General features: G+C 59.4%; 26 protein-coding genes. 9 read left to right on the top strand and 17 right to left on the bottom strand.

Going from position 1 to position 26,705, the window contains the following annotated elements; all coding sequences use genetic code 11:
* Window positions 1-2: 2 nt before the first annotated feature.
* A complete protein-coding gene (locus MO767_RS10630; RefSeq protein WP_282480433.1) occupies window positions 3-1,394 on the bottom strand; it encodes an aldehyde dehydrogenase family protein in 1,392 nt (463 codons plus the stop codon).
* A 10-nt stretch (window positions 1,395-1,404) separates the two neighbouring features.
* The gene (locus tag MO767_RS10625) at window positions 1,405-2,778 is read right to left on the bottom strand and encodes a glutamine synthetase family protein (protein ID WP_134422878.1); all 1,374 of its coding nucleotides are present in this window, start codon (window positions 2,776-2,778) and stop codon (window positions 1,405-1,407) included.
* A gap of 212 nt (window positions 2,779-2,990) precedes the next feature.
* Here MO767_RS10625 and MO767_RS10620 point away from each other — a divergent pair, with 212 nt between their 5' ends.
* Window positions 2,991-3,308, top strand: coding sequence for a carboxymuconolactone decarboxylase family protein (locus MO767_RS10620; protein ID WP_008157167.1), 318 nt, complete (start codon window positions 2,991-2,993; stop codon window positions 3,306-3,308).
* 86 nt (window positions 3,309-3,394) lie between these two features.
* Here the strand turns inward: MO767_RS10620 and MO767_RS10615 are convergent, their stop codons facing one another.
* Window positions 3,395-4,288: an AraC family transcriptional regulator gene (locus tag MO767_RS10615; protein ID WP_282480432.1), complete on the bottom strand. Its 894-nt coding sequence runs from the start codon at window positions 4,286-4,288 to the stop codon at window positions 3,395-3,397.
* Between the two features lie 138 nt (window positions 4,289-4,426).
* Here MO767_RS10615 and MO767_RS10610 point away from each other — a divergent pair, with 138 nt between their 5' ends.
* From MO767_RS10610 to MO767_RS10600, 3 genes are read left to right on the top strand one after another with little or no spacing between them, the layout of a single operon-like run.
* Window positions 4,427-5,170, top strand: coding sequence for an SDR family oxidoreductase (locus tag MO767_RS10610; protein WP_282480431.1), 744 nt, complete (start codon window positions 4,427-4,429; stop codon window positions 5,168-5,170).
* 29 nt (window positions 5,171-5,199) lie between these two features.
* On the top strand, window positions 5,200-5,601 hold the full coding sequence (locus MO767_RS10605; RefSeq protein WP_282480430.1) for a VOC family protein: 402 nt from the start codon (window positions 5,200-5,202) through the stop codon (window positions 5,599-5,601).
* Complete coding sequence (locus MO767_RS10600; RefSeq protein WP_282480429.1) at window positions 5,598-6,575, top strand: saccharopine dehydrogenase NADP-binding domain-containing protein; 978 nt, start codon at window positions 5,598-5,600, stop codon at window positions 6,573-6,575. The genes MO767_RS10605 and MO767_RS10600 overlap by 4 nt, the downstream gene beginning before the upstream one ends.
* A 206-nt stretch (window positions 6,576-6,781) precedes the next feature.
* Here the strand turns inward: MO767_RS10600 and MO767_RS10595 are convergent, their stop codons facing one another.
* Window positions 6,782-7,234 carry a hypothetical protein gene (locus tag MO767_RS10595; RefSeq protein ID WP_282480428.1) on the bottom strand — a complete coding sequence of 151 codons (453 nt, stop codon included), beginning with the start codon at window positions 7,232-7,234 and terminating at the stop codon, window positions 6,782-6,784.
* Between the two features lie 238 nt (window positions 7,235-7,472).
* On the opposite strand from MO767_RS10595, the gene MO767_RS10590 reads away from it, so the two are divergent.
* Window positions 7,473-7,745 carry a DUF2790 domain-containing protein gene (locus tag MO767_RS10590; RefSeq protein ID WP_282480427.1) on the top strand — a complete coding sequence of 91 codons (273 nt, stop codon included), beginning with the start codon at window positions 7,473-7,475 and terminating at the stop codon, window positions 7,743-7,745.
* A gap of 63 nt (window positions 7,746-7,808) precedes the next feature.
* On the opposite strand, the gene MO767_RS10585 is transcribed toward MO767_RS10590, so the two are convergent.
* The 5 genes from MO767_RS10585 to MO767_RS10565 form a co-directional block, all read right to left on the bottom strand.
* Window positions 7,809-8,747, bottom strand: coding sequence for a LysR family transcriptional regulator (locus MO767_RS10585; protein WP_282480426.1), 939 nt, complete (start codon window positions 8,745-8,747; stop codon window positions 7,809-7,811).
* 232 nt (window positions 8,748-8,979) lie between these two features.
* Window positions 8,980-9,930: an aldo/keto reductase gene (locus MO767_RS10580; RefSeq protein WP_282480425.1), complete on the bottom strand. Its 951-nt coding sequence runs from the start codon at window positions 9,928-9,930 to the stop codon at window positions 8,980-8,982.
* Window positions 9,931-9,953: 23 nt separating this feature from the next.
* Window positions 9,954-11,444 carry an efflux transporter outer membrane subunit gene (locus tag MO767_RS10575; protein ID WP_282480424.1) on the bottom strand — a complete coding sequence of 497 codons (1,491 nt, stop codon included), beginning with the start codon at window positions 11,442-11,444 and terminating at the stop codon, window positions 9,954-9,956.
* Between the two features lie 19 nt (window positions 11,445-11,463).
* A complete protein-coding gene (locus MO767_RS10570) occupies window positions 11,464-12,948 on the bottom strand; it encodes a DHA2 family efflux MFS transporter permease subunit (protein ID WP_282480423.1) in 1,485 nt (494 codons plus the stop codon).
* A complete protein-coding gene (locus MO767_RS10565) occupies window positions 12,948-14,084 on the bottom strand; it encodes an HlyD family secretion protein (protein ID WP_282480422.1) in 1,137 nt (378 codons plus the stop codon). The genes MO767_RS10570 and MO767_RS10565 overlap by 1 nt, the downstream gene beginning before the upstream one ends.
* Before the next feature lie 224 nt (window positions 14,085-14,308).
* Here MO767_RS10565 and MO767_RS10560 point away from each other — a divergent pair, with 224 nt between their 5' ends.
* A complete protein-coding gene (locus MO767_RS10560; protein ID WP_282480529.1) occupies window positions 14,309-14,935 on the top strand; it encodes a TetR/AcrR family transcriptional regulator in 627 nt (208 codons plus the stop codon).
* An 8-nt stretch (window positions 14,936-14,943) separates the two neighbouring features.
* Window positions 14,944-15,465, top strand: a complete 522-nt coding sequence (gene mug, locus MO767_RS10555; protein WP_282480421.1) for a G/U mismatch-specific DNA glycosylase — start codon at window positions 14,944-14,946, stop codon at window positions 15,463-15,465.
* Here the strand turns inward: mug and yghX are convergent.
* From yghX to glcD, 6 genes are all read right to left on the bottom strand, one after another.
* Window positions 15,462-16,349 (bottom strand): YghX family hydrolase, encoded by an 888-nt coding sequence (gene yghX / locus MO767_RS10550; protein ID WP_282480420.1) that lies wholly within the window; start codon window positions 16,347-16,349, stop codon window positions 15,462-15,464. The genes mug and yghX overlap by 4 nt on opposite strands.
* Before the next feature lie 118 nt (window positions 16,350-16,467).
* Window positions 16,468-18,648 carry a malate synthase G gene (locus MO767_RS10545; protein WP_282480419.1) on the bottom strand — a complete coding sequence of 727 codons (2,181 nt, stop codon included), beginning with the start codon at window positions 18,646-18,648 and terminating at the stop codon, window positions 16,468-16,470.
* Between the two features lie 41 nt (window positions 18,649-18,689).
* Window positions 18,690-19,091 carry a heme-binding protein gene (locus MO767_RS10540; RefSeq protein ID WP_282480418.1) on the bottom strand — a complete coding sequence of 134 codons (402 nt, stop codon included), beginning with the start codon at window positions 19,089-19,091 and terminating at the stop codon, window positions 18,690-18,692.
* The gene (gene glcF, locus MO767_RS10535) at window positions 19,088-20,329 is read right to left on the bottom strand and encodes a glycolate oxidase subunit GlcF (protein ID WP_282480417.1); all 1,242 of its coding nucleotides are present in this window, start codon (window positions 20,327-20,329) and stop codon (window positions 19,088-19,090) included. The genes MO767_RS10540 and glcF overlap by 4 nt, the downstream gene beginning before the upstream one ends.
* A 3-nt stretch (window positions 20,330-20,332) precedes the next feature.
* Complete coding sequence (gene glcE, locus MO767_RS10530) at window positions 20,333-21,397, bottom strand: glycolate oxidase subunit GlcE (protein ID WP_282480416.1); 1,065 nt, start codon at window positions 21,395-21,397, stop codon at window positions 20,333-20,335.
* Entirely contained in the window at window positions 21,397-22,896 is a 1,500-nt protein-coding gene (glcD, locus tag MO767_RS10525) for a glycolate oxidase subunit GlcD (RefSeq protein ID WP_282480415.1), read from the bottom strand. The genes glcE and glcD overlap by 1 nt, the downstream gene beginning before the upstream one ends.
* A 234-nt stretch (window positions 22,897-23,130) precedes the next feature.
* Between glcD and glcC the strand changes: the two genes are divergently transcribed.
* Window positions 23,131-23,898 (top strand): transcriptional regulator GlcC, encoded by a 768-nt coding sequence (gene glcC, locus MO767_RS10520; RefSeq protein WP_282480414.1) that lies wholly within the window; start codon window positions 23,131-23,133, stop codon window positions 23,896-23,898.
* A gap of 30 nt (window positions 23,899-23,928) precedes the next feature.
* On the opposite strand, the gene MO767_RS10515 is transcribed toward glcC, so the two are convergent.
* On the bottom strand, window positions 23,929-25,692 hold the full coding sequence (locus tag MO767_RS10515) for an L-lactate permease (RefSeq protein WP_282480413.1): 1,764 nt from the start codon (window positions 25,690-25,692) through the stop codon (window positions 23,929-23,931).
* Between the two features lie 172 nt (window positions 25,693-25,864).
* Here MO767_RS10515 and MO767_RS10510 point away from each other — a divergent pair, with 172 nt between their 5' ends.
* Entirely contained in the window at window positions 25,865-26,101 is a 237-nt protein-coding gene (locus tag MO767_RS10510) for a hypothetical protein (RefSeq protein WP_282480412.1), read from the top strand.
* Here MO767_RS10510 and MO767_RS10505 read toward each other — a convergent pair.
* Window positions 26,086-26,322, bottom strand: a complete 237-nt coding sequence (locus MO767_RS10505) for a hypothetical protein (RefSeq protein ID WP_282480411.1) — start codon at window positions 26,320-26,322, stop codon at window positions 26,086-26,088. The two genes, MO767_RS10510 and MO767_RS10505, sit on opposite strands and share 16 nt — an antisense overlap.
* Between the last annotated feature and the right edge of the window lie 383 nt (window positions 26,323-26,705).

Here is a 26,705-nt window from a genome sequence, read left to right as displayed (position 1 = left end):
GCTCAGATCTCGTGGCGCAAATGGAAGGATTTCGCGCGGGTCAGATTTTCATAACCCAGGCGCGACAGCGTGACGCCGCGCCCGCTGTTCTTGATACCGGTCCAGGCCAGTGCCGGGTCCAGGTAATCGCAGCGGTTCATGAACACGGTGCCGGTGTCGATCTGGTCGCCCAGGTATTCGGCGGCGGCAAGGTCTTGCGTCCAGATGGAAGCGCTGAGCCCGAACTCACTGTCGTTCATCAAGGCAATGGCTTCGTCGTCGTCGGCCACCGGCATGACGCCGACCACGGGACCAAAGCTTTCCTCGCGCATCACCGACATTTGATGGGTGACGTCGACTAATACTTGCGGGGCGAGGTATGCGCTGCCCGGCGCGTCGGCAGGAAAATCCTTTGGGTCGATCAGCGCCCGAGCGCCATGGGTCAGTGCATCGGCGATCTGCCCGCGAACGAATTCAGCGGCACTCGGTGTCACCAGCGGACCGAGTGTGGTGGCTTCGTCCAGCGGGTTGCCCAGCACGTATTGGCGAGTCAAGGCGGCGAAGCGTTCGATAAACGCCGGGTAGATTTTTTCATCGACATAAATTCGCTCGACGGCGCAGCAACTCTGCCCGGAGTTGAAGAAGCTGCCATCCACCAGATTTTCCACCGCGTGTTCGAGGTTGGCGTCTGCCCGGACGTAGGCCGGGTCTTTGCCACCGAGCTCCAGGCCCACGCCGAGGAAACGTCCGACGGCCGCGTGTTCCATGGCCTTACCCGCGTCCACCGAACCGGTGAAGTTCACCTGCTGCACGCGTCCAGAGGCAATGATCGCTCCGGTATAGAGATGACTCAGCAGCAGGTTTTGGAACAATCCTTCGGGCAGATTGGCACGGCGAAAGGCCTCGGCGAAACGCTCGCCGACCAGCAGCGTTTGTGAAGCGTGTTTGAGGATCACGCTGTTGCCGGCCATCAGTGCCGGGATAATCGTATTCACCGCCGTCAGGTAGGGGTAATTCCAGGGGGCGACAACCAGCACCGTACCCAGCGGCTCGCGTTTGATACAGCGTCGAAAACCGGCGACGGGCGTGGGCTCAAGCGCTGCCAGGGCGTCAGGCGCAATGGCGATCATATGCCGGGCACGCTCTTCGAAACCGCGCAGTTCGCCAGCGCCAAAGCGCACCGGACGGCCCATTTGCCAGGCCAGTTCCGGCACGATGTCAGCTTTCATGGCCAACATCGCGTCCACCGCGGCGCTACAGAAGGCGGCGCGCTCGCTCAGTGGCCGGCGTTTCCATTGCGCCTGGGCAGCTTCGGCCGCTGCCAGCGCCTGGTCGATTTGCGCCGCATCGGCGCAGCGGCGTTCGGCATAGACCCGGCCATCGACCGGGGAGATGAGTTGAATCGTTGAAGTCATGATGGACGTCTCAATAGCGCTCAAACCCGCGCTGCAGTTCCCAGTCGGTGATCCGCCGGTCGTACTCTTTCTGTTCCCATTCGGCGGTGTGCACGTAGTGGTCGATCACTTCATCGCCGAACGCTTCGCGCAACATGGTCGAGCCCTGGAGCGCGGCGCAGGCTTCGCGCAGGGTTTTCGAGACTTCAGGCAAGTGTTCGTCGACGTAGGCATCGCCCTCGAAGGGCGGCGCGAGGCTGAGCTTCTCGTCGATACCGGCCAGTCCCGCAGCGATCAAGGCGGCGAAGGCCAGATATGGGTTGAGGTCGGCTCCGCCAATGCGACATTCGATGCGGATGGCTTTGCTGCCTTCTGCGCACAAACGGAAACCTGCGGTGCGATTGTCCCGACTCCACACCGCCCGGGTCGGTGCAAAGGTACCGGCCTGAAAGCGCTTGTACGAGTTGATGTAGGGCGCGAGAAAACAGGTGATGTCGTTGGCGTATTTGAGCTGCCCGGCCACCCAGGAACGCATGAGTTTCGACATGCCGAACTCAGCCTTGGCATCGAAGAACAGCGGCTTTTTACCGTTCTTGTCCCACAGCGAATTGTGGATGTGGCTGCTGGAACCGGCGGCGTCGTAGCGCCACTTGGCCATGAACGTGATCGCCTTGCCCTGCAGTTGCGCGATCTCTTTGCAGGCGTGCTTGATGATGACGTGGTGGTCGGCCATGGTCAGCGCATCGGCATAACGGATGTTGATCTCTTCCTGGCCCGGCCCCCATTCACCCTTGGAGTTTTCCACGGGAATGCCGCTGGCCTGCAGATGCTTGCGAATCGCCCGCAGCACCGGCTCTTCGCGGGTGGTCTGCAGGATGTTGTAGTCCTCGATGTAGTGACCGGCCGTTTTCGGCTTGTGGTAGTTGCGCTCGTGGATCGCCTCGTAGCTCTCGTCGAACAGATAGAACTCCAGTTCCGAGGCGAACATGCCGGTGTAACCGCGTTCGCGCAGTCGCTCGACCTGCTTTTTCAGGATCGCCCGCGGGCTGTGCGGCAGGTCGCGCCGATGGTGATGATCGAGCACGTCGCAGAGCACCAGCGCCGTGCACTCCAGCCAGGGCACCTTTCGCAATGTGGCCATGTCGGGTTTGAGCACGAAGTCGCCATAGCCTTTGCTCCAGCTGGCCGCGGCGTAACCCGGCACCGGTTCCATGTCGATGTCGTCGGCCAGCAGGTAATTGCAGCAGTGGGTTTCTTCATGGCCGCTGTCGATGAAAAACTCGACCTGGAATCGCTTGCCGACCAGTCGGCCTTGCATGTCGACCATGCAAACAAGAACGGTATCGATCTCGCCGGAGGCGGCGGCACGCTTGAGTTGATCAAAACTGAGGAGGGGCTCGGTCATCACGTAGTCCTGCGTGAATTGTTTGGGCCTGTCTGAAATAGCTGTTGCAGACGCTCTCCAGAACAAACCAAAACCTGCAGACGCGAGCATCGTGTGCAATGAGCTGCTGTAAGAGTAGCCTACTGTTGCAGTGTGCAAGTTTCGCAAATCGCAGCCTGATGACTCGGGCGCAAAGGCGAGAACTGATCGCCGTCCAACGCGAGGAAACCAACATGACAAAGAAGAAAGCGCACAACACCTACCAACGTCTCGAACAGCAGTATCCGGATTACCTGGCCGCCGTGGAGGCCTTGGGTACGGCGGTGCGTCATACCGGCCCACTGGAAGAAATCGTTGTCCAGCTGATCCAGCTCGGGGCCGCGGCGGCCATCCGTTCTGAGGGCGCGGTGCACAGCCATACCCGACGGGCACTGGAGGCGGGCGCTACACCAGAGCAGATCCGTCACACGCTGATCTCACTGACCAGCACGATCGGTTTTCCCACTGTCGTTGCGGCTATCAGTTGGGCGGATGATGTGATTGAGACGTGAATGAGTTCGCAGAAAGACAGGGCAACGCTCGCCTTGACCCCAAGTAACGGGGTGGACTCCTTTACGCTTCGGCAGTCTTTTTTTAGCTATTTGCTATGGCCCAGGGTTTCTCCAACAATCCGCGCGGCATCTCGTGAGGGCGGCAAGCCGAACACCCGTGCGTAATCGCGGCTGAATTGCGTAGCGCTTTCATAACCGACCTCGAACGCTGCATTCGTGACACTTTTGGCGTGGGCCACCAGCAGCGTCCGGGCCTGAAGCAAGCGAACCCTTTTTTGATACTGCAACGGGCTCAGCGCCGTGACGGCTTTGAAGTGCCGGTGAAAGGCCGACACGCTCATCGCCGCTTGTTGCGCCAGTGTCTCCACACGGATGGGCTTGGCGAAGTCCCGACGAATGTACTGGATGGCCAGGCTGACCCGAGCCATGGCGCTATCGGGTGCCGCAATATCACGCAGCATCCAGCCGTGGGGGCCTTGCAAAACGCGGTACAGAATCTCCCGTTCGTAGGCAGGTGCCAGGGCCGCAATTTCTTCAGGTCGGCCCATCAATCGCAGCAAGCGCACCCAGGCGTCCAGCAGGTCGGGCGTGACAGCGGCTACCGAAAAACCTGCTTCCTTGTCGTAATGCCCGATGGGCTTTGGCAGGTCGGCCAGCAGCGTCGCCAGGACCGTCGGGTCGAGTGTCAGGCTGACCGCCAGATAAGGCTCACCGGAAGCAGCAGGGTGTACTTGGCCGACCGCAGGCAACTCGATGGACATGACGAAATAGGTCGCCGGGTCATAGCGAAGTGTGCGGTCTCCGATGGTCATTGATTTACTGCCTTGCAGGATCAGGTTGATCATCGGCTCGTAAACCGCGGCCAGCAGGTGCTCAGGGATTTCGCCCTGGACCATGGCGACGCGGGGGATGCCTGTCTCCGTGCGGCGGTTTTCGGCCCGGGCAGCCAGCACGCGAAGTTCATTCAGTTGGTTTGTCATGGGGAGTATCTGAACCCAGGCTGATACGCCCAGGCAAGCAAAAAGCAGAAACAGGCAGGATTGGAGCAGGAACGGCTGCGCTCGTGACAACGGCGATGGTTACTGTGGTGACTCATCCCAGTGATCTTGGAGCAGCAAATGAGCGTTATCGTCATTACCGGAGGCAGCCGAGGCATCGGCGCCAGCACCGCCGAACACTGCGCCCGGCGCGGAATGGGGGTCATCCTGACCTACAAGAGCAATGCTGATTCAGCAAACGCTGTCGTCCAGCGTATCCAGGCATCGGGTGGAAAAGCTGTGGCGCTTGAGCTGGATGTCGCTGATGTGAAGCGGTTCGACAGCTTCAGAGAAACGGTGCAACTGACTTTGCAGGCAACCTGGGGCGTGGCAACCCTCGGCGGGCTGGTGAACAACGCGGGCCATGGTTTGTTCAATCGCCTGGAATTGGTCACCGAGGCGCAGTTTGACGACTTGCTGAACGTACACCTCAAAGGCCCGTTTTTCCTGACTCAAGCGTTGCTGCCACTGATGGGAGAGGGCGCCAGCATCGTCAACCTGACCAGCGCCACGACCCGCGTGGCCACTGCGGGTGTCGCGCCTTATGCGGCTTTCAAGGGCGGACTCGACGTGCTGACCCGTTACATGGCCAAAGAGTTCGGCCCTCGGCGTATCCGGGCCAATGCCGTCTCACCGGGGGCGATCCGCACCGAACTGGGCGGCGGTTTGAATGACGAATTCGAGGCTCTGCTCGCGTCGCAAACCGCCCTTGGTCGGGTGGGCGAGCCGGAGGATGTCGCTCGCGTTATCACCCTGCTGCTATCCGAAGAAGGAGGCTGGATCAATGCTCAGACGATCGAAGTCGCGGGCGGGTATTTCATCTGAATCAGCATCTGAAAAGCGAGGTGACCGCAATGCTTGATCATATTTTTATCTCGGTAAGCGACGTTGAGAGTTCCATCCGTTTCTACACCGCGACTCTGACCCCGCTGGGCATTACCGGCCGGCTTGATTACGACGGTAAGGACGGCCCGCCAGGCCACCCGGACCTCAAGGGCTTCGGTGCCAATGGCCGGGTGTTTTTCTGGTTGCGCGAGGGTGTTGTGGAGGGGCGGGCGGTTCATGTCGGCTTCGTGGCGAACAGTAAGGCCGAGGTCGACGCAGCTTACGCCGCGGCTATTGAGAATGGCGCTATCGACAATGGTGCGCCTGGCGCACGCCTGCATTACGACCCCGATTACTACGCCGCCAATGTCCTTGACCCGGACGGTTACAGCCTCGAATTCGTCTACAAAAACTGGCAGCACGCCCAATGAAGAAATTAATGATCTACGGGGCGACGGGCTATACCGGTCGCATGGCAGCCGAGCACGCCAAAGCACGGGGGCTGGACGTTGTGATCGCTGGCCGCAATGGAGCAAGGCTGGCGTCTCTCGCTGCGCAACTGGGCGTGCCTTTTCGAGTGTTCACCCCTGATGCCCAGGCCGTCGAATCCCTGGACGGCATCGGCGTGTTGCTGAATTTCGCCGGGCCTTTTGCTCAGACCGCAGACGCCTTGATGCAGGCCTGTATCAAGGCCGAGGTCGACTATCTAGACATCACGGCCGAGATCAATGTCTATCGGCTGGCGGAACAGCTTGGCGCTCAGGCGGCCGAGGCGGGTGTCATGCTCCTGCCCGGGGTCGGCTGGGACGTGGTGCCGACAGACTGCCTGGCGATGCATGTTGCTCGCCGTGTGCGGGAGCCGAAGTCGCTCAGCGTTGCGCTCCAAGTCGCTGGCGCAATGTCGCGGGGATCGGCCTTAAGCGTCAGCGAGATCATTGGCGCGGGCCTCTTGGCGCGGGTTGATGGGCTACTGGTTGCAACACCCGATGCGCAGCCCCGGCACTTCGATTTTGGCGATGGTCCGGCACTGTGCGCGCCGCTGTCCTTCGGTGACCTGGTCACCGGCTGGCACTCCACCGGCATTCCCAATATCGCCATGTTCGTGAACATTACCGGCGACGCTTTCCCTGAAGGCGAACTGTCACAACTTCCCGACGGCCCAAGTGCTGAACAGCGAGAGGCTCATCGCGCCCGTGCTGTGGCTGAAGTCATTGGCGCTGATGGCACACGTGCGCGTTCAGTGATCGAGACCGTAAACGGCTACACTTACACACCGTTGGCTGCTGTGGAGGCCGCGCGCCGGGTGCTGAACGGTGATCGGCGACCAGGTTTCGAAACGCCTGCGCGGGTGTTTGGCGTCGGATTCGCGCAGACGATTGCAGGGACGACAATCATAGATTCTTAGGGCGCGACAACGCTCGGTTTCGCGCTGACATGAGCAAGGCTGCCAACGTGACGCTGCTGGGTCCATCGGGCAGCATCACCAACATCAGGTCCATTCAGGGTGAGCCTTGTGGGCTGGCTTCGTCGCCCGGCTCAATGGCGACATTGAGTGGCTGTTAAAGCGCGATGATCCGCTCGAAATGAAGGCGAGGGCAGGTCAAAGCGAGGCTATTTCCCCGGGCCTTTCTGTTTGATATCTCCGCAAAAAATATCGATGTTGCCACTGTCCGGTGCACTTCGCACGACGATGGAGTACTCACCGGAAAGCAGGACCGGCATTGCGACCGGTGCGCTTCTTGAGAACGCCCAGCCGCGTATGGCCTGGCGTTCGGTGGTGACATGATCATTCATGGCGTAAGCGACTGGCCCGGGTTGCTGGCAGCTGCCTTTATTGATGAAGGTGAAGAGGCGCAAGGGCAGAGACGCTCCGCTTGGAGCACCACTGATGAAGAAACTGAACCCGGTTTCTTTGCCCCAGTCGGACAACGTTACATTGCCGATTTGACCGGTGTTCTGCCGCGTGGCAACCAAAGTAACGTTCACGCCATGGTTTGATGAAGTGGTGCAGCCGAAAAGGCTTGCGGTGACCATTAGCGCTGCAAGTGAAAGTCTGCGATTCATTGCCAACCTCCTGCGTTGAAGAACTGCAAAGGGAGATTAGCGGGTATAGCTCATTAATCGCCTCCCTGGCGTTGCCTGTTCGAAATCCCCCATTCATGCGGAATCTGGCAACAGTGTTTGTCCAGTGGGTCGCTGTTTGAGGGAGGGGTACACACCTAGCATCGTCTCTACCGAGTGAGCAAACAGAGTCGGGGTCAACCCGCTCACGAGGTTAACTTTCGACGATACGGTGAATACGATGAAAATTTCAAAACTTGCGATGTTTCTTGCGCTTGGCGTTTTAGGTACACAGGCCTTTGCAGGCGAAAGCCATTCAACTGCCGCGGACAGCAAGACGCCTGTTGAAACGTACACTTACGATACGAAGCTGGATATCCAGAAAGTCATTGCAGTGTCAGATATTCCTGACCTGTGCGGGCCAGTCCCGGCGCAAATGACGTACGAAGACTCTCACGGTCAACGGCATATCCTGCAGTATCAAGTCATGGGAACTGGCTGTTCAAATGGTTGAGTCGTGTGTGGACGATGGAGGGTCGACACTCCATACCTGCAGCACTCGTGATTTCAAATGTTGTTATCGTTTCCTGGGTGAGCCTGTGATTGTTTCATCGGATGCCAACAAGCCCGGAATGTAACTTTTAAGAAACTCCACCCATGTCTTGATCTTTGCATCCACGAACTTCCGTGATGGATAGATTGCAAACAAATTCAACGCTTCAAGATGAAAGTCAGGTAGTACCCGCACTAACGTACCCGCCCTGAGTCCGTCGACTGCCGACGCAATAGGCTGAATGCCGATGCCCATTCCATTGGTAATCGCGATGGTCATGCCATCGGCGGTGTTGATGTGCAAGGGAGACAGCGGGATGTTGACGGTTTCCATGCCTTCGGGTCCCTCAAATGCCCAGTTTTCAGCGGGCATGACGGTATTCACAATTCTCAGACAATCATGTGAGCCAAGCGCACTCGGGGACTCCGGGTGTCCGCGTTTCTTCAGGTACGCAGGCGAGGCGCAGAGGATGCTGTAAGTCATGCCGAGCCGCTGAGCGACAAACCCTGAATCGGGTAAATCCCGCGCCAAGACAATCGACATGTCATAGCCTTCTTCCAGCAAATCCGGGAGCCGGTTGGTCAGGGTCAGATCAAACATCACCGAGGGATGCGTCTCCCTGTAACGGGCGATGGCATCGATCACGTAATGATTGCCAATGGCTGACATCGCGTGAATTTTCAGCCTGCCAACGGGCAGGGTGTGAGCGGTGCCTGCTTCTTCGTCCGCTTCACGCACCTCTTCAAGAATTTTCTCGCAGCGTTGCAAATAGCGCAGACCGGCTTCGGTCAACGCCAGACGTCGGGTTGTGCGGTTGATCAGGCGGGTTTGAAGCCTGGCCTCCAGGCTGGAGACCGCTTTGGAAACGTTGGTTGTGGTGGTGTCCAACACCTCAGCTGCCGCGGTAAAGCTACCGCTTTGAGCGACCGCCACAAAAAAACGCATGGTTTGGAAAACGTCCATCGTTTCCACCTCAGGGGTATGGATAAAAAGGGCGTCCCTGCAAACAGCCGCCCCCTTGTGGTTAATGCCAATCAGTTAAGGTGCAAAACCTGTGGGAGCGAGCTTGCTCGCGATGGCGGCGCAACAATCAAAATCAATGCTGACTGACCCGCCGCTATCGCGAGCAAGCTCGCTCCCACAGAGGTTGTGGTGTTCACTCCTTTAATTGATCGGCATTAGCCCTCGTGGTGTATTACTTTTTCTGCGGAATAAATCCAGGTACACCCGTTTCCACGACTGAGTTAAATCGAATCCTGATCGTAATATCGTCCTGAATTTCACGCATGGCCCTGTGTGGCAGGGTAGAAATATCAAAATTTTCCCGGATATGACTCGGTGTAGCAGACGTGGTCAGAAAAGCGACTCCCCGCTGTACAGACCAGGCCAATGCCACTTGAGCCGGGGTCTTGCGAATGTGTTTAGCAATCCCTGTAATCACCGTGTCTTCCAGTACGTTCGGCTCCATGCCATGGCCGAGTGGCGCAAACGCAAGAACGATAATTCCATGTTGCTGACAATATTCAAGCAGGTCCCATTCGGGCAGATAGGGGTGGGACTCGACCTGCACGACGGCGGGTTTTATCCGGGCCACTGCCACAATCTCTTGTAAACGCTCCAGCGTGATATCAGATAAGCCGATGGACTTGCAGCGGCCTTCATCCACCAGGCGCTCTAGCGCCCGCCAAGTCTCTATTAACGTCACGCCTGAATCGTAGATGACTCGACCGTGCTCGTCTCTTGGGTCCTGATCATCACCGGGCTGAAAGGCAAAAGGCGTATGGATCAGGTAGCAATCGATGTAATCAACCTGAAGCCGTCGGCAACTGGCCTCAAACGCAGGTTCAACTCGCTCGGGACGATGGTTGGTATTCCACAGTTTCGTGGTAATGAACACGTCCTCGCGCTGGACCTTACCCGCCTCGATAACTTCCTGTAGTGCAACGCCGACCTTTTCTTCATTTCGATAACGTTCTGCACAATCGAAATGGCGAAATCCTGCTTCCAGCGCATCCTTGACCGCTTGCGTTGTGACGCTGAGATCCTTGAACAGCGTGCCAAAGCCAACGGCCGGCATCTCACCTGAGCCGTGTATTAAAGGGAATCGGGTATCGCGAAGTGCATCGTGAAAGGACTCGTATGGCATATCTTTTACTCCAATGTCTGGCGCTACTGATAGGAAGGTTTCTGGTCTTCGCGACTGGCCACTCGTTGCTCAAACACACCGACGGAGTTACCGCCAAGTGCCACGTACAGCCGCACCGTGTCGAGGTACTGCGCGGTCTTCACTCTGATTTGACCCAGCAACGCTTGCTCATAAGCACGTTCCGCCTCCAGCACCTGGAGAATGCTGTTCTCGCCTTGCGCGTAGGCTTGTTGGTTCAACCGAAAGCTCGTTTCTGCCGCTCGCAACGCGTCCTCCTGGGCCAGGTTTTCCTCGGTGTCATGATTGATGGCTTGCAGCGTGTCAGCGACCTGACCGAACGAATTAATGACGGTTTGCTGGTAGCCGGCGAGAGTTGCCTTGTAGCCGTCGACGGCGGCCTGACGTTCAGCCTTCAGCGTTCCGCCATTGAAGATGGGTGCCGTGAGCCCGGCAGCGAAACCCCAGAGTGCGGCGCCGCCATTGCCTGAAGCCGCCTGAGCGAGAGACGCAGACAGCTCGACATGCGGATAAAGGTTGGCTGTCGCCACGCCAACCGCGGCGCTGGCCATGTGCAGTTCTGCCTCCGCTTGCCGTACGTCCGGCCGGTCGTGGGCCATCTCAGAGGGCAGACTGACGGGCACGTTTGCCGGCAAGGCAAACTCGGCGAGCGTGAAGTCAGGTGCGATCCAGTCTCCCGGGCCTTTGCCCGTCAGTATCGAGAGCGCGTGACGTGCCGAATCACGCTGCTGGGCGAGGGGCGGCAACTGCGTGCGGTCCTGAGCGAGCCGCGTTTGGGCCAGCGAAACATCGATCTGCGTGGTGCTGCCATTGGCGTGCGCCATGCGCACCAAGTCGAGGTTCTTTGCGTCATTGGCGAGCAGCTTCTCGACGGCTGCCATCTGCGCGTTGGCCGAGGCCAGCAACAACGCCTGGCTCGCGACATCGCCCGTCAGGGTCAGGTACGCCGCTTCGTAGCGATGCGTCTGTAGATCGGTAAACGCTTCCTGTTGTTCGACCTGCCGCTTGTTTCCGCCGAAAACGTCAAGGTCGAAGCCAACCCGTGGTCCGATTGCATAGAAGTTTGAGATGGAAGGTTCTTTCGCGTTGTGCACCCGTTGGCGGCCAGCCTGGGCGCCAAAGTCGACCTGCGGATACATCGCACCTTCCGCCGCAGCGACAAAGGAAGCCGCTTGCCGGATCGTCGCGTCTGCCGCTACGAGCTCAAGATTGCCGTCAATGGCGCGACGTACAAGCTTGTCGAGCTTCGGCGAACGAAACGCAGACCACCAGTCACCGTTGACCTTCTTGCCCAGGTCAATGCGTTGTTCACCGGGTTTGTTGCCGCCTTGGCCAAGACGCTGCTCGGCCTGTTGATCGTAGTGCTGCGACAGGCTCGGTGGCGGCATTTGATAGTCAGGGCCGACGGTACAGGCGGTCAGGAACGCAAGCGCCGACACCGCACCGAAGGTGGTTTTGAACATCTGTCTGTTGATGAAGCGTGCATGGGATTTCATTTGGCAAACTCCACGAAAACTAGTTGGTCGGAACGGGCTTGCGAAGAAAGACAACCAGTGGGCTCACCACCAGCATCGCGAACATCAAAATCTTGAACTGGTCGATCACCGCGATAAAAGCTGCCTGGCCGGTGATCATTTCGTTGAGCCCCGCCAGTGCTTGCAGGGACGTCGGCGCGGAGTGTGCAGCGGCGCGATACGGCGTCAGGTTACTGGCCAGCGCCATGTGCATCGCTTGCGTATTGTTGAAGAAAAACAACTGCACAATCGCAACGCCCAGGGTGCTGCCGTACACCCGTGACAGGTTGAACAGACCGGTGCCTTCCGGGCGTAACGTCGGGTCGAGGGTGCTGAACGCGACCTTGGTCAGCGACGGCATCAGCATGCCGATGCCAATCCCCTGGATCGCACCCGCCACCGCCACGGGCGACCAGTCCATCAACGGCGAATAGGCGAGCATCATCCAATTGGCATAAATCACCACGGCAACGCCGGCCGCCACGAACAATCGACGGTCGAAACGCTCGGGAACACGGCCCATCAGCAGGAACGCACCTATAAGCCCGATACCTCTCGGTATCGTCAGGGAACCCGTGGTGTCAGGCGGGTAGCCGAGAATCTCGTCCAGCATCGGCGAGGTCAGCGCCATGGTCGACAAGAGCACGAAACCCACGGCGAAAAAGATGACCGTCGAGAGCACGAAGTTGCGGTCGTTGAACAAACGCTTGTTGAGGAAATGCACCTTCGTGGTCAGCACATGCACCGCGAACAGATAGAGCCCCAGTGCACAGCCCAGCGCTTCCAGCCAGATCTCGGTCGAAGAGAACCAGTCCAGGCGTTCACCTCGGTCGAGCAACATTTGCAGGCTGATCAAACCCAACGTGAAGCTGCCGAAGCCAAAGAAGTCGAACGACGGACGTTTCTCGGCCTTTTTCTCGGCCAGCAACAGCGCCATTACGAGGAAGATAAAGGCCGACAGCGGAAGGCTGATGTAGAAGATCGGGCGCCATCCGAAATGTTCGCCGACCCAACCACCGATGCTCGGGCCGCTGACGATGCCGAAGAGCACGATGGCCGTCCACGTTGCGCCAAATTTCGCACGCTTCTCGAGTGGCAATGTCTCCAGCGAAATCGCCATCGACAGCGATGCAAGCACGCCACTCGCCAGGCCTTGAATAATGCGCGCGCCAACGAATTCCAGCGGCGTCGTTGCCTGCGTAGCGAGCAGCAAGCCAAGGACGAAGAAGGCCAGCGCGGCTTGATAAACCCGCTTCAAGCCATAGCGCCCGGCAAGCCATTGCGCAATCGGTATCGTGATGGCGCTCGCTGCGAGGTACGAGGTGAATATCCAGCCAGCCTGGTCGTCGGTCATCGACAGGCTGCCCTGAATCAACCTGAGTACCGCATTCGGAAGCGGCAGGTTCGCCGACTGCATGTAGGTGGCGAGCAGCGCGGCGAACCTTAATGCCCCCGCACCTTGAGGTCCGGCAAGATTGGCGTTCATCAGAAGTTACCTGCGGTTAACAGCGCTTTGAGCGGATGCCACCAAGGCGTGCGATACCCGGTATCGACCTTGACCGTAGCGCTGGTGCCCGAGAAAAGGGGCAGGGCAGGGTCCGCCTCATCGAGTTCGAGTCGGACCGGTACCCGCTGGACTACCTTGACCCAGTTGCCGGTCGCATTTTCCGGTGGCAGCAGGGCGAAGTCCGACCCGGCACCGGGGCTCATGCTAGTCACGTGGGCTTTGAAGAGGTGATCAGGGTACGTATCGATGCGGATGGTGGCTTCCTGGCCTGCACGCATATGGGTGACCTCCGTTTCGCGGAAGTTGGCCTCAACCCAAATCTCGCGACCGGACAGCAGGGCAAAGGCTGGCGCGCCGTTGTTCACATAGTTGCCAACCTGCAAATCGTCGACCTTGGCCACGATGCCATCGTCCGGCGCATACACCGTCGCGTACGAGAGATACAGCTGCGCCTCGTCGAGCTGAGCCTTGGCCTCGCGTACCGACGGGTGACTATCGGCTTCGATGTTTGGATTACCGTTCAAGGCAACGACTGTGCTGGCGAGCTGTTGTTCTACCGACGCGATTCGTTGCCGGGCAACTTTCAGGTCGGTGTCGGCGCGCTCATAAATGGCGCGCGAGACGAACTCGGTCGCGACCAGCGCCTTCTTGCGGGCAAATTCCCGCTGGTCGAAATCGGCAGACTCTTTGGCCGATTGCAGTTCGGCCTGCTGCTGGCGGTAGCTGGCCTTGAGGCCATCGATGCGCAGCCGCGCGACGCTCAGTTGTGCATCTGCACGGTCAACGGCGATCTGCAGCGGATTCGGGTCGATTCGAAACAGAATCTGGCCCTTGCGAACAGGCTGATTGTCCTCGACGGCGATCTCGACGACTTGCCCTGAAATGCGCGCGTTGATCGATGCCTTCGCCACTCGGGCGTAAGCGTTGTCGGTCGAAACAAAGGGCTCGCCCGCCACATAGTGGGCGTACCCCACCGCAGCGAGGAGGACGGGGAAACCGATCATCAGGAATGGCCGTAATTTCTCTTTAAACGGCTTCTTGATGGGCGAGTCAGACGGGTTCGGCCCAGGGCGCTCGAAGGTCTGTGTAGCTGGGATGTCAAACTGTTTAGTCATGATCGGATACACCTATAACCGGGAAATAGGGCTAACACCCAAAAAAACAGCCATACCGTGCGCGGTCAGGAGGATCGCTCCACCGCATCAATTTCGTCGCAGCAACACCCAGTTCGAGCTCCGCTTCAACAAACCTGAAAGCCTAGGAATTTTTGGTTCCTTAATTTTGTGCGGTGGTGTAAGAATATCCACGACCCCATCCATCTTCAAGGATTTTGTACGACATGGCACAAAAAAAGATCGCAGAGGCGAAAGGCCGCGGCCGCCCTCGTGCGTATGACCCGCAAACAGCGCTGTTGCAGGCGCTTGATGTTTTTTGGAGTACCGGATATTCCGGCGCTTCTCTGGACAGCATCGCCACGGCCGCCGGTATGAATCGCCCAAGCCTCTATGCGGCATTCGGTGACAAGCACGCGCTCTATATCAAAGCGCTGGAGCAGTATTGGGAGTTTGCCGCTGCGGCCATGCAGGAGGCGCTGACGGACAACGAACTGACCTTGAGCCAGGCGTTGATGCGGTTCTATGAAGGGCAGTTGTCGATCTACTTCTCGGGTGACGGCCAACCGCGTGGTTGCTTTGCGATCGGTACGGCGACGACCGAAGCCGTCGAAGATTCTGAAATACGCGAGGTGCTTTCGGACCGGCTCAGCAGGCTCGATGCCGATCTCGAAACGCGTCTGCGAGCGGCCATCAGTTCCGGCGAGTTGAAAAGCGATGTCGACCCGGCCGCCCTTGCCGTACTCGCGTCATCCCTGCTGCATAGCATTTCTATACGTGCGCGGGCGGGAAAATCCCGCGCTGAATTGACCGAGCTTGCACGCAGTGCGGTCAAGGTGATCTGCGGTGAGTGAGGTTTACGGTGAGTGAAGGACTCGACGATATTCTTGCCGAACAGCTAGCCGTGATTTTTTGTGGCATCAACCCAGGCGTGACTGCCGCTGCCCAAGGCCACCATTTTGCGGGCAGGGGCAATCGCTTCTGGCGCACGCTGCATCTCGCGGGGTTTACGTCTGAGGAGGTGCGCCCGGAAAACGATCGGACGATCTTGCAGTATCAGTGTGGATTAACCGCCGTGGTGGAACGGCCGACGGCGCGAGCGGATCAGCTGTCTGCCCATGAATTCATCGCTGCCGCTGCGGACTTTGAACAAAAAATCGAGCGCTATGCGCCACGCTTTGTGGCGTTTCTCGGTAAAGCGGCGTATTGCGCGCTGTCCGGCCAACGAGACATTGCATGGGGGCTTCAGCCAAAGACCTTCGGCAATGCCTCGGTATGGATCCTGCCCAATCCTAGCGGGCGAAATCGCGCGTTCACCCTTGATCAACTGGTGGGTGCGTACCGCCAACTCTATTTAGCAACAGGCGAGCAACCTCACCCTTAAGCCAGGTACCGCCGAAACCACCCCAGCGTCCGGTCCCAGGCCAGCTTGGCCGCGGCCTCGTCGTATCGAGGCGTGGAGTCGTTATGGAAACCGTGGTTGGCGCCGGGATAGATGTACGCCTCATAGGTCTTGCCCGCAGCTTTCAGTGCCTTCTCATAGGCGGGCCAGCCTTCGTTGATGCGGGTATCCAATTCGCCGTAGTGAAGCATCACCGGCGCCTTGATTCGGGCGACATCCTTGGACTCTGGCTGGCGGCCATAAAAGGCCACGGCAGCCCCCAGTTCCGGATAGGCGACGGCCGCCGCATTGACGACGCCACCGCCGTAACAGAACCCGGTGATGCCGACTTTTCCGCTGGTCGCGTCATGCTTCATCAGCCACTCGATGGCGGCGAAAAAATCATTCATGAGCTTTTCCGGGTCGACGGTCGCCTGCAACTCCCGGCCTTTGTCATCGTTGCCGGGATAGCCGCCCACTGACGTCAGGCCATCTGGGGCGAGGGCGATGAAGCCTGCCTTGGCCACACGCCGTGCGACGTCTTCGATGTACGGGTTGAGCCCGCGATTTTCATGCACGACCACCACCGCCGGCACCTTGCCGGTGGCTTTCGCCGGGCGCACCAGATAGCCACGGACCTGCCCGTGGCCCTTGGGAGAGGGATAGGTGATGTATTCGGGAACAATGTCCGGGTCAGTAAATTCAACCTGCTGGGCGAGCGCGTAATTCGGACTCAGGGCGGCGAGGAGAGCGCTGGCGGTCAAACCACCCAAGGTGAACAACGCCGCCCGATCCAGAAACTCTCGCCGGTTGATCTTGCCGTGGGCGTAGTAGTCGTACAGTTCGAGCAGTTCCGGGGCAAAGTCTTTCGCAGTAAGACGGGGCATCTGTGCGCTTCCTCTTGGGCGGGTCGATTGCTCTGTCGGTTGGACAGGGTGGGCGATACCTGTCGAGCGTAGTCGTTCACAAAAAAGAGGCCGGAGCCTCTTCTTTTGTTCCCTCTGTTTACCTCCTCGACTGCTTGTACGCGCGCCGGAATTTATGCAGGAGCGGTTCTGTATAGCCATTGGGTTGTGCGCATCCCTCGAACACCAGTGCGCAGGCCGCTTGAAATGCAACCGACTGCTCGAAGTCTGGCGCCATTGGCGTGTAGATCGGATCACTGGCGTTTTGCTGATCAACGACCCGCGCCATGCGCTGCAATATCTCGACGGTTTGATCCTTGGTGATCACCCCGTGTCGCAGCCAGTTGGCCATGTGCTGGCTGGATATGCGCAAGGTCGCGCGATCTTCCATCAACCCCACGTTATGGATGTCGGGCACCTTCGAGCAGCCGATGCCTTGTTCGACCCAACGCACCACATACCCCAGCAAACCTTGCGCGTTATTTTCGACTTCTTGTCGAATCTCATCGGCCGACCAGGACGGGGCGGTGACGACCGGCACGCTGAGCAAACCGTCTAGTAGTGCCGGGCTGGCGCCACCGAAGTCAGTTGTTTCAAGGGACTCCTGCACCGAGCGCACGTTGCCCTGATGGTAATGCAGCGCGTGCAATGTGGCGGCGGTCGGCGAGGGCACCCAAGCGGTATTCGCGCCCGCTTTGGGGTGGACGATTTTTTGCTTGAGCATATCGGCCATCCGATCCGGCATGGCCCACATGCCTTTGCCGATTTGCGCCCGCCCACGCAATCCACAGTCCAGACCGGCAAGCACGTTATTGCGCTCATAGGCCCTGATCCACGAGGTGTTTTTCATGTCGCCCTTGCGCAACATCGCGCCCGCTTCCATGGCGGTGTGCATCTCGTCGCCGGTGCGATCCAGGAAGCCGGTGTTGATGAACGCGACCCGTGCGGAGGCTGCGGCGATGCAGGCCTTGAGGTTGACGCTGGTGCGCCGTTCCTCGTCCATGATGCCCATTTTCAGGGTATGACGTTCGAGCTGGAGCAGGTCTTCGATGCAGCTGAACAATTGCTCGGTGAAGGCCACTTCGGCGGGGCCATGCATTTTCGGTTTGACGATGTAGACGCTACCGGTGCGGGAATTGCCGCGGCGTTGCAGGTCATGCAGGGCAATCAGGCTGGTGATGACGCCGTCGAGAATGCCCTCCGGGATTTCCACCCCGCCATTGTCGAGAATCGCCGGGCAGGTCATCAGGTGCCCGACGTTACGAATGAACAGCAGCGAACGCCCGTGCAGCGACAGTGAGTTGCCATCGGCTGCGGTGTACTCGCGGTCCGGGTTCAGCCGTCGAGTGATGGTTTTACCGTTTTTCTCCAGGTCCTCTTTCAGGTCGCCCTTCATCAAACCCAGCCAGTTGCGGTACACCTGCACCTTGTCATCGGCGTCGACTGCCGCCACCGAATCTTCACAATCAATGATGGTTGAGAGTGCCGCCTCAATCAGCAGGTCCTTTACCCCAGCGGCGTCGGCCTGACCGATGACACTCTGGCGATCGATCTGAATCTCGACGTGCAGATCGTTGTTTTTCAGCAGGATGGCTGTGGGGTCAGCGAGGGAACCCTGGTAGCCGATGTACTGCGCGGCGTTCGATAAACTGGCTTGGCTGCCGTCTTTTAAGGTGTTTTTCAGTGTGCCGTTTTCGATCCGGTAACGCGCCACCGCGGCATGTGAGCCGCTGCTCAAGGGGAATGCCTGATCCAGGAAGCCACGGGCAAACGCGATGACCTTCGCCCCACGCACCGGATTGTATGTCCGGCCCGGTTCGGCGCTGCCGTCATTGGAAATCACATCGGTGCCGTACAACGCGTCGTACAGCGAGCCCCAGCGCGCATTCGCGGCATTCAACGCATAACGCGCGTTGACGGCGGGAACGACCAGTTGCGGTCCTGCCTGCACACTGATTTCCGTATCGACGTTGGTGGTGCTGACCTTGACGTCTGGGGGTTGCGGTTGCAGGTAACCGATACCGCTCAGGAAGCTGCGATAAGCCGCCATGTCCGTCACCGGTCCCGGGTGAGCGCGGTGCCAGGTGTCCAGTTCGGTTTGCAGCCGATCACGTTCAGTCAGCAGTGCGCGGTTGATCGGCGCCAGTTCGTGCACCAGCGCGGCGAAACCGCCCCAGAATGTTTGCGAATCCAGGCCGGTTCCCGGCAACACGTCCGAATCAACGAAACGTTGCAGGACTGGCGCCACCTTGAGGCCTTGGCAATTAACGAAATCGGTCACTTTTTTGCATCTCCATCACACAGTTTTATCGGGCGTATGGCTCAGTTCAGGCATTGCGCCCCGGCCTTGGCCACCTGCGCATCCTGCTCGGCTTTGACGCCGGACACCCCGACCGCGCCGATCACCTGGCCGTCGACGATGATCGGCACGCCGCCCTCAAGAGACGTCAGCAATGGCGCGGACAAAAAGGCGTGGCGCCCGCCATTGACCATCTCTTCATAACCTTTGGATTCGCGCCGACCGAGGGCCGAGGTGCGGGCCTTTTCGGTGGCGATGTAGGCGCCAATCGGAGCACAACCATCTAGGCGCTCGAGGGCCAGAGGATGGCCGCCGTCATCGACAATCACGATGGTCACGGCCCATTGGTTGTTCTGCGCTTCGGCGCGTGCCGCCGCGAGGATTTGGCTGACTTCGGTCTGGCTCAGTACGGCTTTGCTTTTCATGGGGATTCTCCAGTACTCGGTTGGGGCAAGGCGGCTTCGACCAGTTCGATCCAGTGCCTGACAGGGGTTCGGCCCGCACCGTCGAGGTGGGACTGACAGCCGATATTGGCCGTGACAATGACTTCGGGATGTCCGCTTTCCAGCGCATTGAGCTTGTTGTCGCGCAGTTGCCGGGACAGTTCGGGTTGGGTCAGCGAATAGGTGCCCGCCGAGCCGCAGCACAGGTGGCTGTCGGCGACAGGCGTGAGGTTAAAGCCCAGACAGGTCAGAATTGCTTCAACCGCACCGCCCAGTTTCTGCGCGTGCTGCAAGGTGCAGGGGCAATGGAACGCCAGGCGCTGGTCGCTGTGGATACCGAGCTTTTCCAGCGGCTCGTCGCGCAGCACTTCGACCAGATCCTTGGCGAGCGCACTGACCTTTTTCGCCTTCTCGGCATAGGCCGGATCGGTGCTGAGCAGGTGACCATAATCTTTGATGAAAGCACCGCAACCGCTGGCGGTTTGCACGATGGCTTCGGCGCCGTTTTCAATGCTCGGCCACCACGCATCGATATTGCGGCGGGCGCGATCCAGGCCAGCCGCCTGAGCGTCGAGGTGATAATCCACGGCGCCGCAGCAACCGGCTTCGCGAGCTGCCGTCACGCTGATCCCCAGTCGATCCAGTACCCGCGCGGCTGCTGCGTTGGTATTGGGCGACAGGCTCTGTTGCACGCAGCCTTCGAGCATCAGCACCTGCCGGGCGTGGCGAGTGACCGGGCGCGGCTTGGCCGGATAAACGCGGCGAGGCAACTTGATCTGCAAGGTGTTGGGCAACAGCGCCCGGAACACTTGGCCGCTGCTGACCAGCCCTTTGAACAGCGCCGGATTGGGTACGACGCTGCGCAATCCCTCGCGCAACAAGCGCTGACCGAGCGGGCGCGGCACTGCCGCATCGACCACCGCCCGGCCAATGTCCAGCAGGTTGTGGTAGTCGACGCCGGAAGGGCAGGTGGTTTCGCAGTTACGGCACGACAGGCAGCGATCCAGGTGTTGTTGGGTCTTTTGCGTGACTTCGTTGCCCTCCAGAACCTGCTTGATCAGGTAGATGCGGCCCCGTGGTCCATCCAGTTCATCGCCCAGCAATTGATAGGTCGGGCAGGTGGCATTGCAGAAACCGCAGTGCACGCACGTACGCAGGATGCTTTCGGCTTCTTCGGCGCGGGGCAGTTGGCGGGCCTGTTCGCTCAAGGTGGTCTGCATGGGTCAAAGCTCCGCGTACAGGCGCCCGGGGTTGAAGATGCCCCGGGGATCGAGTTGTTGCTTCAAGTTCCGGTGGTAGCGCATCAATGCGTCAGGCAACGGTTGGAACGGGCTGTCGATCAGGCCATGGCTGTAGCAGGTCACATGCCCGCCGACTTCTTCCACGATAGAGCGAATGAACGCTGCCTCTGCGTCAGATTTGAGCCAGCGCTGCGCACCACCCCAATCGAGCAGCTGACGGCCAGGCAGGGAAAGCCGAGGCGTGTTGTGAGGGACGGACAGGCGCCAGAGTGCCTGGTCCTCATCGAAGAAACTCAATCGATGTTCGTTGAGATCATCCCAGTACGAGGCGTCGAGCAACTCGCCGCCCAGTCGGTCATGAGCCGCCGCCACCGAGCCTTCGCCCCCCTCAAGCCGCAGGTGCAGGCGCTGCCCGTCGTGGCACGCGGCGCTGATCGGCAGCGGCTGTTGCCCCCATTCGGCGAGGCGCAGCAAGGCGCGATCGCTGTCCATGTCCAGGCTGATGCTTAACGATTGACGCGGCTTGGGCAGGACCTTGAGCGAGACTTCGGTGACCACACCCAACGAGCCATAACTGCCGGCCATCAAGCGCGACAGGTCGTAGCCGGCGACGTTTTTCATGACTTCGCCACCGAAGCGTAAATGCTTGCCATGACCGGTGATGACCCGTGTCCCGAGGACGAAGTCCCTGACGGATCCTGACCAGGGGCGCCGTGGTCCCGACAACCCGCTGGCGATCATGCCGCCGACGGTGGCGCCATCGCCGAAGGAGGGCGGTTCGCAGGGCAACATCTGCTGCGCTGCATCCAGCACTTCAGCCAGTTCTGCCAACGGGGTGCCGCAGCGGGCGGTGATCACCAGTTCAGTCGGGTCGTAGCTGACGATGCCTCGGTGGGTGCGCGTGTCGAGTACTTCGCCCGCCACGATGCGCCCCAGAAACGCCTTGCTGTTGGAGCCTTGAATGCGCAACGGCGTGGCGTTTTGCAGCGCCTGGTTGACCTGTTCCAGCAGCGAGGCGCTGTCGTCGAAATCGTGTTCGCTGCGCATCAGAAACGCTCCAGTTCAGGGAAGGGCAGCTGACCCATGTGAACGTGCATGGCACCGAACTCGGCGCAGCGGCGCAGCGTCGGAATGTTCTTGCCGGGGTTGAGCAAACCACTCGGATCGAAGGCGGCTTTGACGGCATGGAACACGGTCAGCTCATCGCTATTGAACTGCGCACACATCTGATTGATTTTCTCCCGGCCCACGCCGTGTTCACCGGTAATGCTGCCGCCGACCTTCACGCACAATTCGAGGATCTTGCCGCCCAGGGCTTCAGCGCGATCGAGTTCGCCCGGTTGGTTGGCATCGAACAGAATCAGTGGGTGCATGTTGCCGTCACCGGCGTGAAAAACGTTGGCCACCCGCAGGTCGTATTCGGCCGATAACGCGGCAATCGCGTGCAGCACGCCGGGCAACTCGCGGCGAGGGATCGTCCCGTCCATGCAGTAATAATCCGGTGAGAGACGGCCCACCGCCGGAAAGGCATTCTTGCGCCCGGCCCAAAAACGTACGCGTTCGGCTTCATCGCGGGCCTGGCGCACTTCGGTGGCGCCGGCCTGTTCCAGCACCTGGCGCACGCGGTCGCAGTCATCGTGAACGTCGGCTTCAACGCCATCGAGCTCGCACAGCAGAATGGCTTCGGCGTCGACCGGATAACCAGCGTGGATGAAGTCTTCGGCGGCGCGAATGGCCAGGTTGTCCATCATCTCCAGACCGCCCGGGATGATGCCGGCGGCAATAATGTCACCCACCGCGCGGCCCGCCTTTTCGACGGAATCGAACGCCGCCAGCAGCACTTTGGCGGTCTGGGGTTTGGGCAACAGTTTGACCGTGACCTCGGTGATGACACCGAGCATGCCTTCGGAACCGGTGAACAACGCCAACAGGTCGAAGCCCGGAGAGTCGAGCGCCTGCGAACCCAGGCTCAGATGTTCGCCGTCGACGGTGAGGATGTCGACCTTGAGCAGGTTGTGCACGGTCAGCCCGTACTTCAGGCAATGCACGCCACCGGCGTTTTCCGCCACATTGCCGCCGATTGAACAAGCGATCTGCGAGGAAGGATCCGGCGCGTAGTACAAACCAAACGGCGCGGCTGCCTGGGAAATTGCCAGATTGCGCACCCCCGGCTGAACCCGAGCCGTGCGGGCGGCGGGGTCGATGTGCAGAATAGAGTTGAAGCGCGCCATTACCAGCAGCACACCTTTTTCCAACGGTAAGGCACCGCCGGACAAACCCGTGCCGGCACCGCGAGCAACCACCGCGACCTGCCGCTCATGGCAGAGCCGAAGCACGCCTTGTACCTCGTCGATGTGGCGCGGCAGCACCACCAGCATGGGCGTGGTGCGGTAAGCAGACAGTCCGTCGCATTCGTACGGTTTGAGCTCTTCCTGTTGATGCAGGACTTCCAGATCCGGCCACTGCGTGTGCAGGGCCTGCAGCAAGGCAGCCCTGTCGACATCAGGCAGGACGCCGTCGACGCGTTCATCGTAAAGAATGTTCATAGTCGGTTGACGACCCTCAGTTGTTTTTATAGGAGGTCTGTGTCCGTTTACCACTGACTTGCATCATTGGCCTGAGGCGTTCTACTGTCCATGTGTTGTTTGGCTGGTCGAACCAGTTCTGTATTCGACGGTTTTTTATTTACGTAAAAAAATGTTTATAAAACATTGGCTTATGTGTGTGTTTGAACATTTGTGGTTTTGTTAGTGAGACTGGTCATACCAGTCGGAGAGTCAATGGAAAGGGCAGAAACGAGCCGTAATCCACAAGTCGCAGATGTGGTCTGTGAACGCATAGAACGGCTGATCGTGGACGGGGTGCTCAAGACCGGTCAGCTGTTGCCGTCGGAGCGTCGTCTGACCGAAAAGCTGGGTGTTTCCCGTACGGCACTTCGCGAAGGCCTGAAGCTGTTGCGCGCTCGCGGGATTATCAAGACAGAGCAGGGCAAAGGTTCATTTGTAGCCGATCTTTCGGGGAACGGTGCCGCGTCACCGCTGATGCACTTATTCAGCTCTCAGCCACGCACGCTCTACGATCTGTTCGAAGTCCGTAGCCTGCTTGAGGGCGAGTCGGCACGTCTGGCGGCGCTGCGCGGAACCGACGCCGACTTCGTTCTCATCACCCGCAGCTACGAGGCGTTGCTCAATGCCCGTAGCCGTTCGCTGGAGGCGTCCGAACACGCTCGGCTCGATCATGCGTTTCACCTGGCGATTTGCGAGGCCTCGCACAACCCGGTGCTGGTGCAGACCTTGCGCTCGCTGACGGACTTACTGCTGAACACGGTGTTTGCCTCGGTCAACAACCTTTATCACCGCGAACCGCAAAAGCGTCAGATCGACCGTCAACATGCGCGGCTCTACAACGCCGTCACTGGCCGTATGCCGGAACAGGCGCGCAAGGCGGCCATCGCGCACATCCAGAGCATCTGCGAGAACCTCAAGGAAATCGAAAGCGAGGAACAACGTCTGGTTCGGGCCACGCTGCGACTTGAGGGGTGGGCGTAATGCCCGGGCGGTGAGCCCGGGCTATGTCAATCAATGCCCACCAACCACCATATGACTGAACGGCGCCACATACGCCTGCAACGTCACCAAACCACCGACCAGAATCGCCAGGATGATCGAGTGGAAAAATACATAACGCAGGATTTCCCCTTCATGCCCGTACCAGCGGGTGGCGGTGGAGGCCACCACGATCGACTGCGCGTCGACCATCTTGCCCATGACCCCGCCGGAACTGTTGGCGGCCGCCATCAACACCGGGCTGAGGCCTAATTGCTCGGCGGTCACTCGTTGCAAGCCGCCGAACAGCACGTTTGACGCCGTATCCGAGCCGGTCAACGCCACGCCGAGCCAGCCGAGCAGGGTGCCGAACATGGGGTAGAAGATGCCCGTCGCGGCGAAGGCCAGGCCCATGGTCGCGTCCAGGCCCGAGTAGCGGGTGAGGAAACCGAGGGCAAGCATGGCGGTAATGGTGATCAGTGAATAGCGCACCACCCACAGCGTTCGTAGGTATTGGTGGATCAGTTGTGGGATGGAATAACCCATCAGCAACCCGCCGAGGATCGCCGACAGCAGGATGCCGCTACCGGTGCTGGTGAACCAGGTGAACTTGTAGACCGCGTCCTCGGTTTTAGGCGCGGGCACCACGGGCGGGACCTTCTCGATCTGCTGGTGGATCGTGGTGAACGTCACGATTGGAGCGAAGATCGGGTTCGCTTCGCGCATCGGTTTGCCTTGAGGGTCGAGCTTGGCCGAATGGGTGGCCGGATCAATTGCCGGACGGGTATCGAACATGTTTTTGAAGCCTTGGGTGCCCCAGGCGAACACGAATACGGTAAGGATGATCCACGGCATCCACGCGCGCATCACCGCAGGCTTGGCATCGCTGGCAAAGGCCGCGCTGGCGACGGGTTTTTCGTCATGCTCTTCGGCTATTTTGGAGTTGTCGACGCGCCCGGACAGCGCGGCGGAGGTATGCACCGTGGCCGGTTTCCAGACCCTGAGGAAACCGGTCAGGCAGGCCATGGAAATCAGTGCGGCAATAACGTCCACCAGCATCGGCCCGTGGTAGTTGGAAACGATGAACTGCGGCACGGCGAAAGTGACGCCGGCCACCAGAATCGGCGGCCAGATTTCCAGCATTTTGCGCCAGCCGGCGAAGGCCCAGATCAACCAGAACGGCACGATCACCGAGAAGAACGGCAATTGCCGGCCGACCATCATCGACAGCTCCATTTCATCCAGCCCGGTCACCTTGGCCAGGGTGATGATCGGCGTGCCCAGCGCACCGAACGCCACGGGCGCGGTGTTGGCGATCAACGCCAGGCCAGAAGCGGCCAGTGGTGAGAAGCCCAACCCGATCAGAATCGCCCCGGTCACAGCCACCGGCGTGCCGAAACCGGCGGCCCCTTCGAAGAACGCACCGAAGCAGAAGGCAATCAGCAGCAGTTGCAGGCGTCGATCATCAGTGATGCGCGCCAGGGAATCCTGCAGCACTTTGAACGAGCCGTTCTCGGTGGTCAGCCGATGCAGGAAGATGATGTTGAGCACAATCCAGCCAATGGGCAGCAAGCCGTTGGCGGCGCCGTACAGTGCGGCCGAGCCGGCCATGTTCGCCGGCATGCCGAAGGCGAAAATCGCGATCACCAACGCCGAGGCCAGGGCCATCAATGCGGCCAGATGCGCCTTGATATGGAAAAAAGCCAGGGCTGCCAGCATCACCACGACCGGCACTGCGGCCATGATGGTTGAAAGTATCGGGTTGCCGAACGGATCGTAGATTTGCTGCCAGACCATGTTCCACCTCTGCTTTTTATTGTTGGGCGTGCAGACCCCGTGGGGGCGGTGGCTTCTAGTATAGGTGGCATTACGCCGCTGTCCTGGCAGGCCTTTTGGTGGGCCGCACTGAGCTAACATGGCCAATGGGTAAACGCGCTACTCGGCCTTCAACGACGAGAGGAATGCAGCCATGACTGAACGCCATATGCACCACAAGGAAACGCTGTCGAACGGATGCAAGATCGAGGTCAAAGCCGAGATATTGAGGGACGGCTCGCTGAAGATGTTCATCGGTGTTTACCGGCCGGACGGCACGGTCATCGAGGAAGACAACAAACCATCCCCGCATCTGCTGGACATGGAAGACGCTTTTGACTGGGGAATCAAAATCGCAAGGGACGTCGGGAACGGTCAAAGAACCCTGTAAGGCCAGGCTTTGGAGACCGTCATGAAGAAGGCGACAACCACGATGAAGATGCGCTTGATGATAATGCCTTGAAGGCGATCATTCTCGCCGCAGTGGCGCTCAACACATCGGCACGCGCGACCGCTCGCACCAAACCGGCGGCGAAATCCTGATTCGTCTTCGCCGATCTGCCAGCCGAAAAGCACGCTGACGAGATGACCGCAATTGATGTCTCTCGTCATGGCGTGTGAATCGCGTTGTCGTACAACAATGCTCAATCATCAAATCACCCATACCCTGCGTTCAACACCCGAAACGTCAAAAGGCTAACGGCCCCACAACCAGCAGTTAGCGTACGAAATCACACTGTTAACGGGCGGTCCTTGTCGAGACGAACGGCTGTTTTTTCAGATTGACAGCCAGGTAGTGAACTCGATATAAAAGACACGGTTGTACGACGACAGACGATCATCGACTGTTAAACCCTAAAAATAAAAAAGAGTGTCGGCCCCATCATGAATTCAACCCCCCCGCGCGCCTCTCTGAATGCCGCTTCTTATGATTCCAGTGTCCGAGCAGTGCCCACGCTAATGAGCTGAACCGGGCTGTGGCGCGGATTCATCGC

Origin of the sequence: Pseudomonas sp. UYIF39 (assembly GCF_029963765.1) — a bacterium.
Classification (GTDB): domain Bacteria; phylum Pseudomonadota; class Gammaproteobacteria; order Pseudomonadales; family Pseudomonadaceae; genus Aquipseudomonas.
The sequence above is the reverse complement of the archived record's forward strand: the minus strand, read 5'-3'. Positions and strand labels throughout refer to the sequence as shown.

Coding starts and splice junctions, on each gene's coding strand:
- MO767_RS10630 (WP_282480433.1), bottom strand. CDS start 1,394: ATGACTTCAACGATTCAACTCATCTCCCCGGTCGATGGCCGGGTCTAT.
- MO767_RS10625 (WP_134422878.1), bottom strand. CDS start 2,778: ATGACCGAGCCCCTCCTCAGTTTTGATCAACTCAAGCGTGCCGCCGCC.
- MO767_RS10620 (WP_008157167.1), top strand. CDS start 2,991: ATGACAAAGAAGAAAGCGCACAACACCTACCAACGTCTCGAACAGCAG.
- MO767_RS10615 (WP_282480432.1), bottom strand. CDS start 4,288: ATGACAAACCAACTGAATGAACTTCGCGTGCTGGCTGCCCGGGCCGAA.
- MO767_RS10610 (WP_282480431.1), top strand. CDS start 4,427: ATGAGCGTTATCGTCATTACCGGAGGCAGCCGAGGCATCGGCGCCAGC.
- MO767_RS10605 (WP_282480430.1), top strand. CDS start 5,200: ATGCTTGATCATATTTTTATCTCGGTAAGCGACGTTGAGAGTTCCATC.
- MO767_RS10600 (WP_282480429.1), top strand. CDS start 5,598: ATGAAGAAATTAATGATCTACGGGGCGACGGGCTATACCGGTCGCATG.
- MO767_RS10595 (WP_282480428.1), bottom strand. CDS start 7,234: ATGAATCGCAGACTTTCACTTGCAGCGCTAATGGTCACCGCAAGCCTT.
- MO767_RS10590 (WP_282480427.1), top strand. CDS start 7,473: ATGAAAATTTCAAAACTTGCGATGTTTCTTGCGCTTGGCGTTTTAGGT.
- MO767_RS10585 (WP_282480426.1), bottom strand. CDS start 8,747: ATGGACGTTTTCCAAACCATGCGTTTTTTTGTGGCGGTCGCTCAAAGC.
- MO767_RS10580 (WP_282480425.1), bottom strand. CDS start 9,930: ATGCCATACGAGTCCTTTCACGATGCACTTCGCGATACCCGATTCCCT.
- MO767_RS10575 (WP_282480424.1), bottom strand. CDS start 11,444: ATGAAATCCCATGCACGCTTCATCAACAGACAGATGTTCAAAACCACC.
- MO767_RS10570 (WP_282480423.1), bottom strand. CDS start 12,948: ATGAACGCCAATCTTGCCGGACCTCAAGGTGCGGGGGCATTAAGGTTC.
- MO767_RS10565 (WP_282480422.1), bottom strand. CDS start 14,084: ATGACTAAACAGTTTGACATCCCAGCTACACAGACCTTCGAGCGCCCT.
- MO767_RS10560 (WP_282480529.1), top strand. CDS start 14,309: ATGGCACAAAAAAAGATCGCAGAGGCGAAAGGCCGCGGCCGCCCTCGT.
- yghX (WP_282480420.1), bottom strand. CDS start 16,349: ATGCCCCGTCTTACTGCGAAAGACTTTGCCCCGGAACTGCTCGAACTG.
- MO767_RS10540 (WP_282480418.1), bottom strand. CDS start 19,091: ATGAAAAGCAAAGCCGTACTGAGCCAGACCGAAGTCAGCCAAATCCTC.
- glcF (WP_282480417.1), bottom strand. CDS start 20,329: ATGCAGACCACCTTGAGCGAACAGGCCCGCCAACTGCCCCGCGCCGAA.
- glcE (WP_282480416.1), bottom strand. CDS start 21,397: ATGCGCAGCGAACACGATTTCGACGACAGCGCCTCGCTGCTGGAACAG.
- glcD (WP_282480415.1), bottom strand. CDS start 22,896: ATGAACATTCTTTACGATGAACGCGTCGACGGCGTCCTGCCTGATGTC.
- glcC (WP_282480414.1), top strand. CDS start 23,131: ATGGAAAGGGCAGAAACGAGCCGTAATCCACAAGTCGCAGATGTGGTC.
- MO767_RS10515 (WP_282480413.1), bottom strand. CDS start 25,692: ATGGTCTGGCAGCAAATCTACGATCCGTTCGGCAACCCGATACTTTCA.
- MO767_RS10510 (WP_282480412.1), top strand. CDS start 25,865: ATGACTGAACGCCATATGCACCACAAGGAAACGCTGTCGAACGGATGC.
- MO767_RS10505 (WP_282480411.1), bottom strand. CDS start 26,322: ATGACGAGAGACATCAATTGCGGTCATCTCGTCAGCGTGCTTTTCGGC.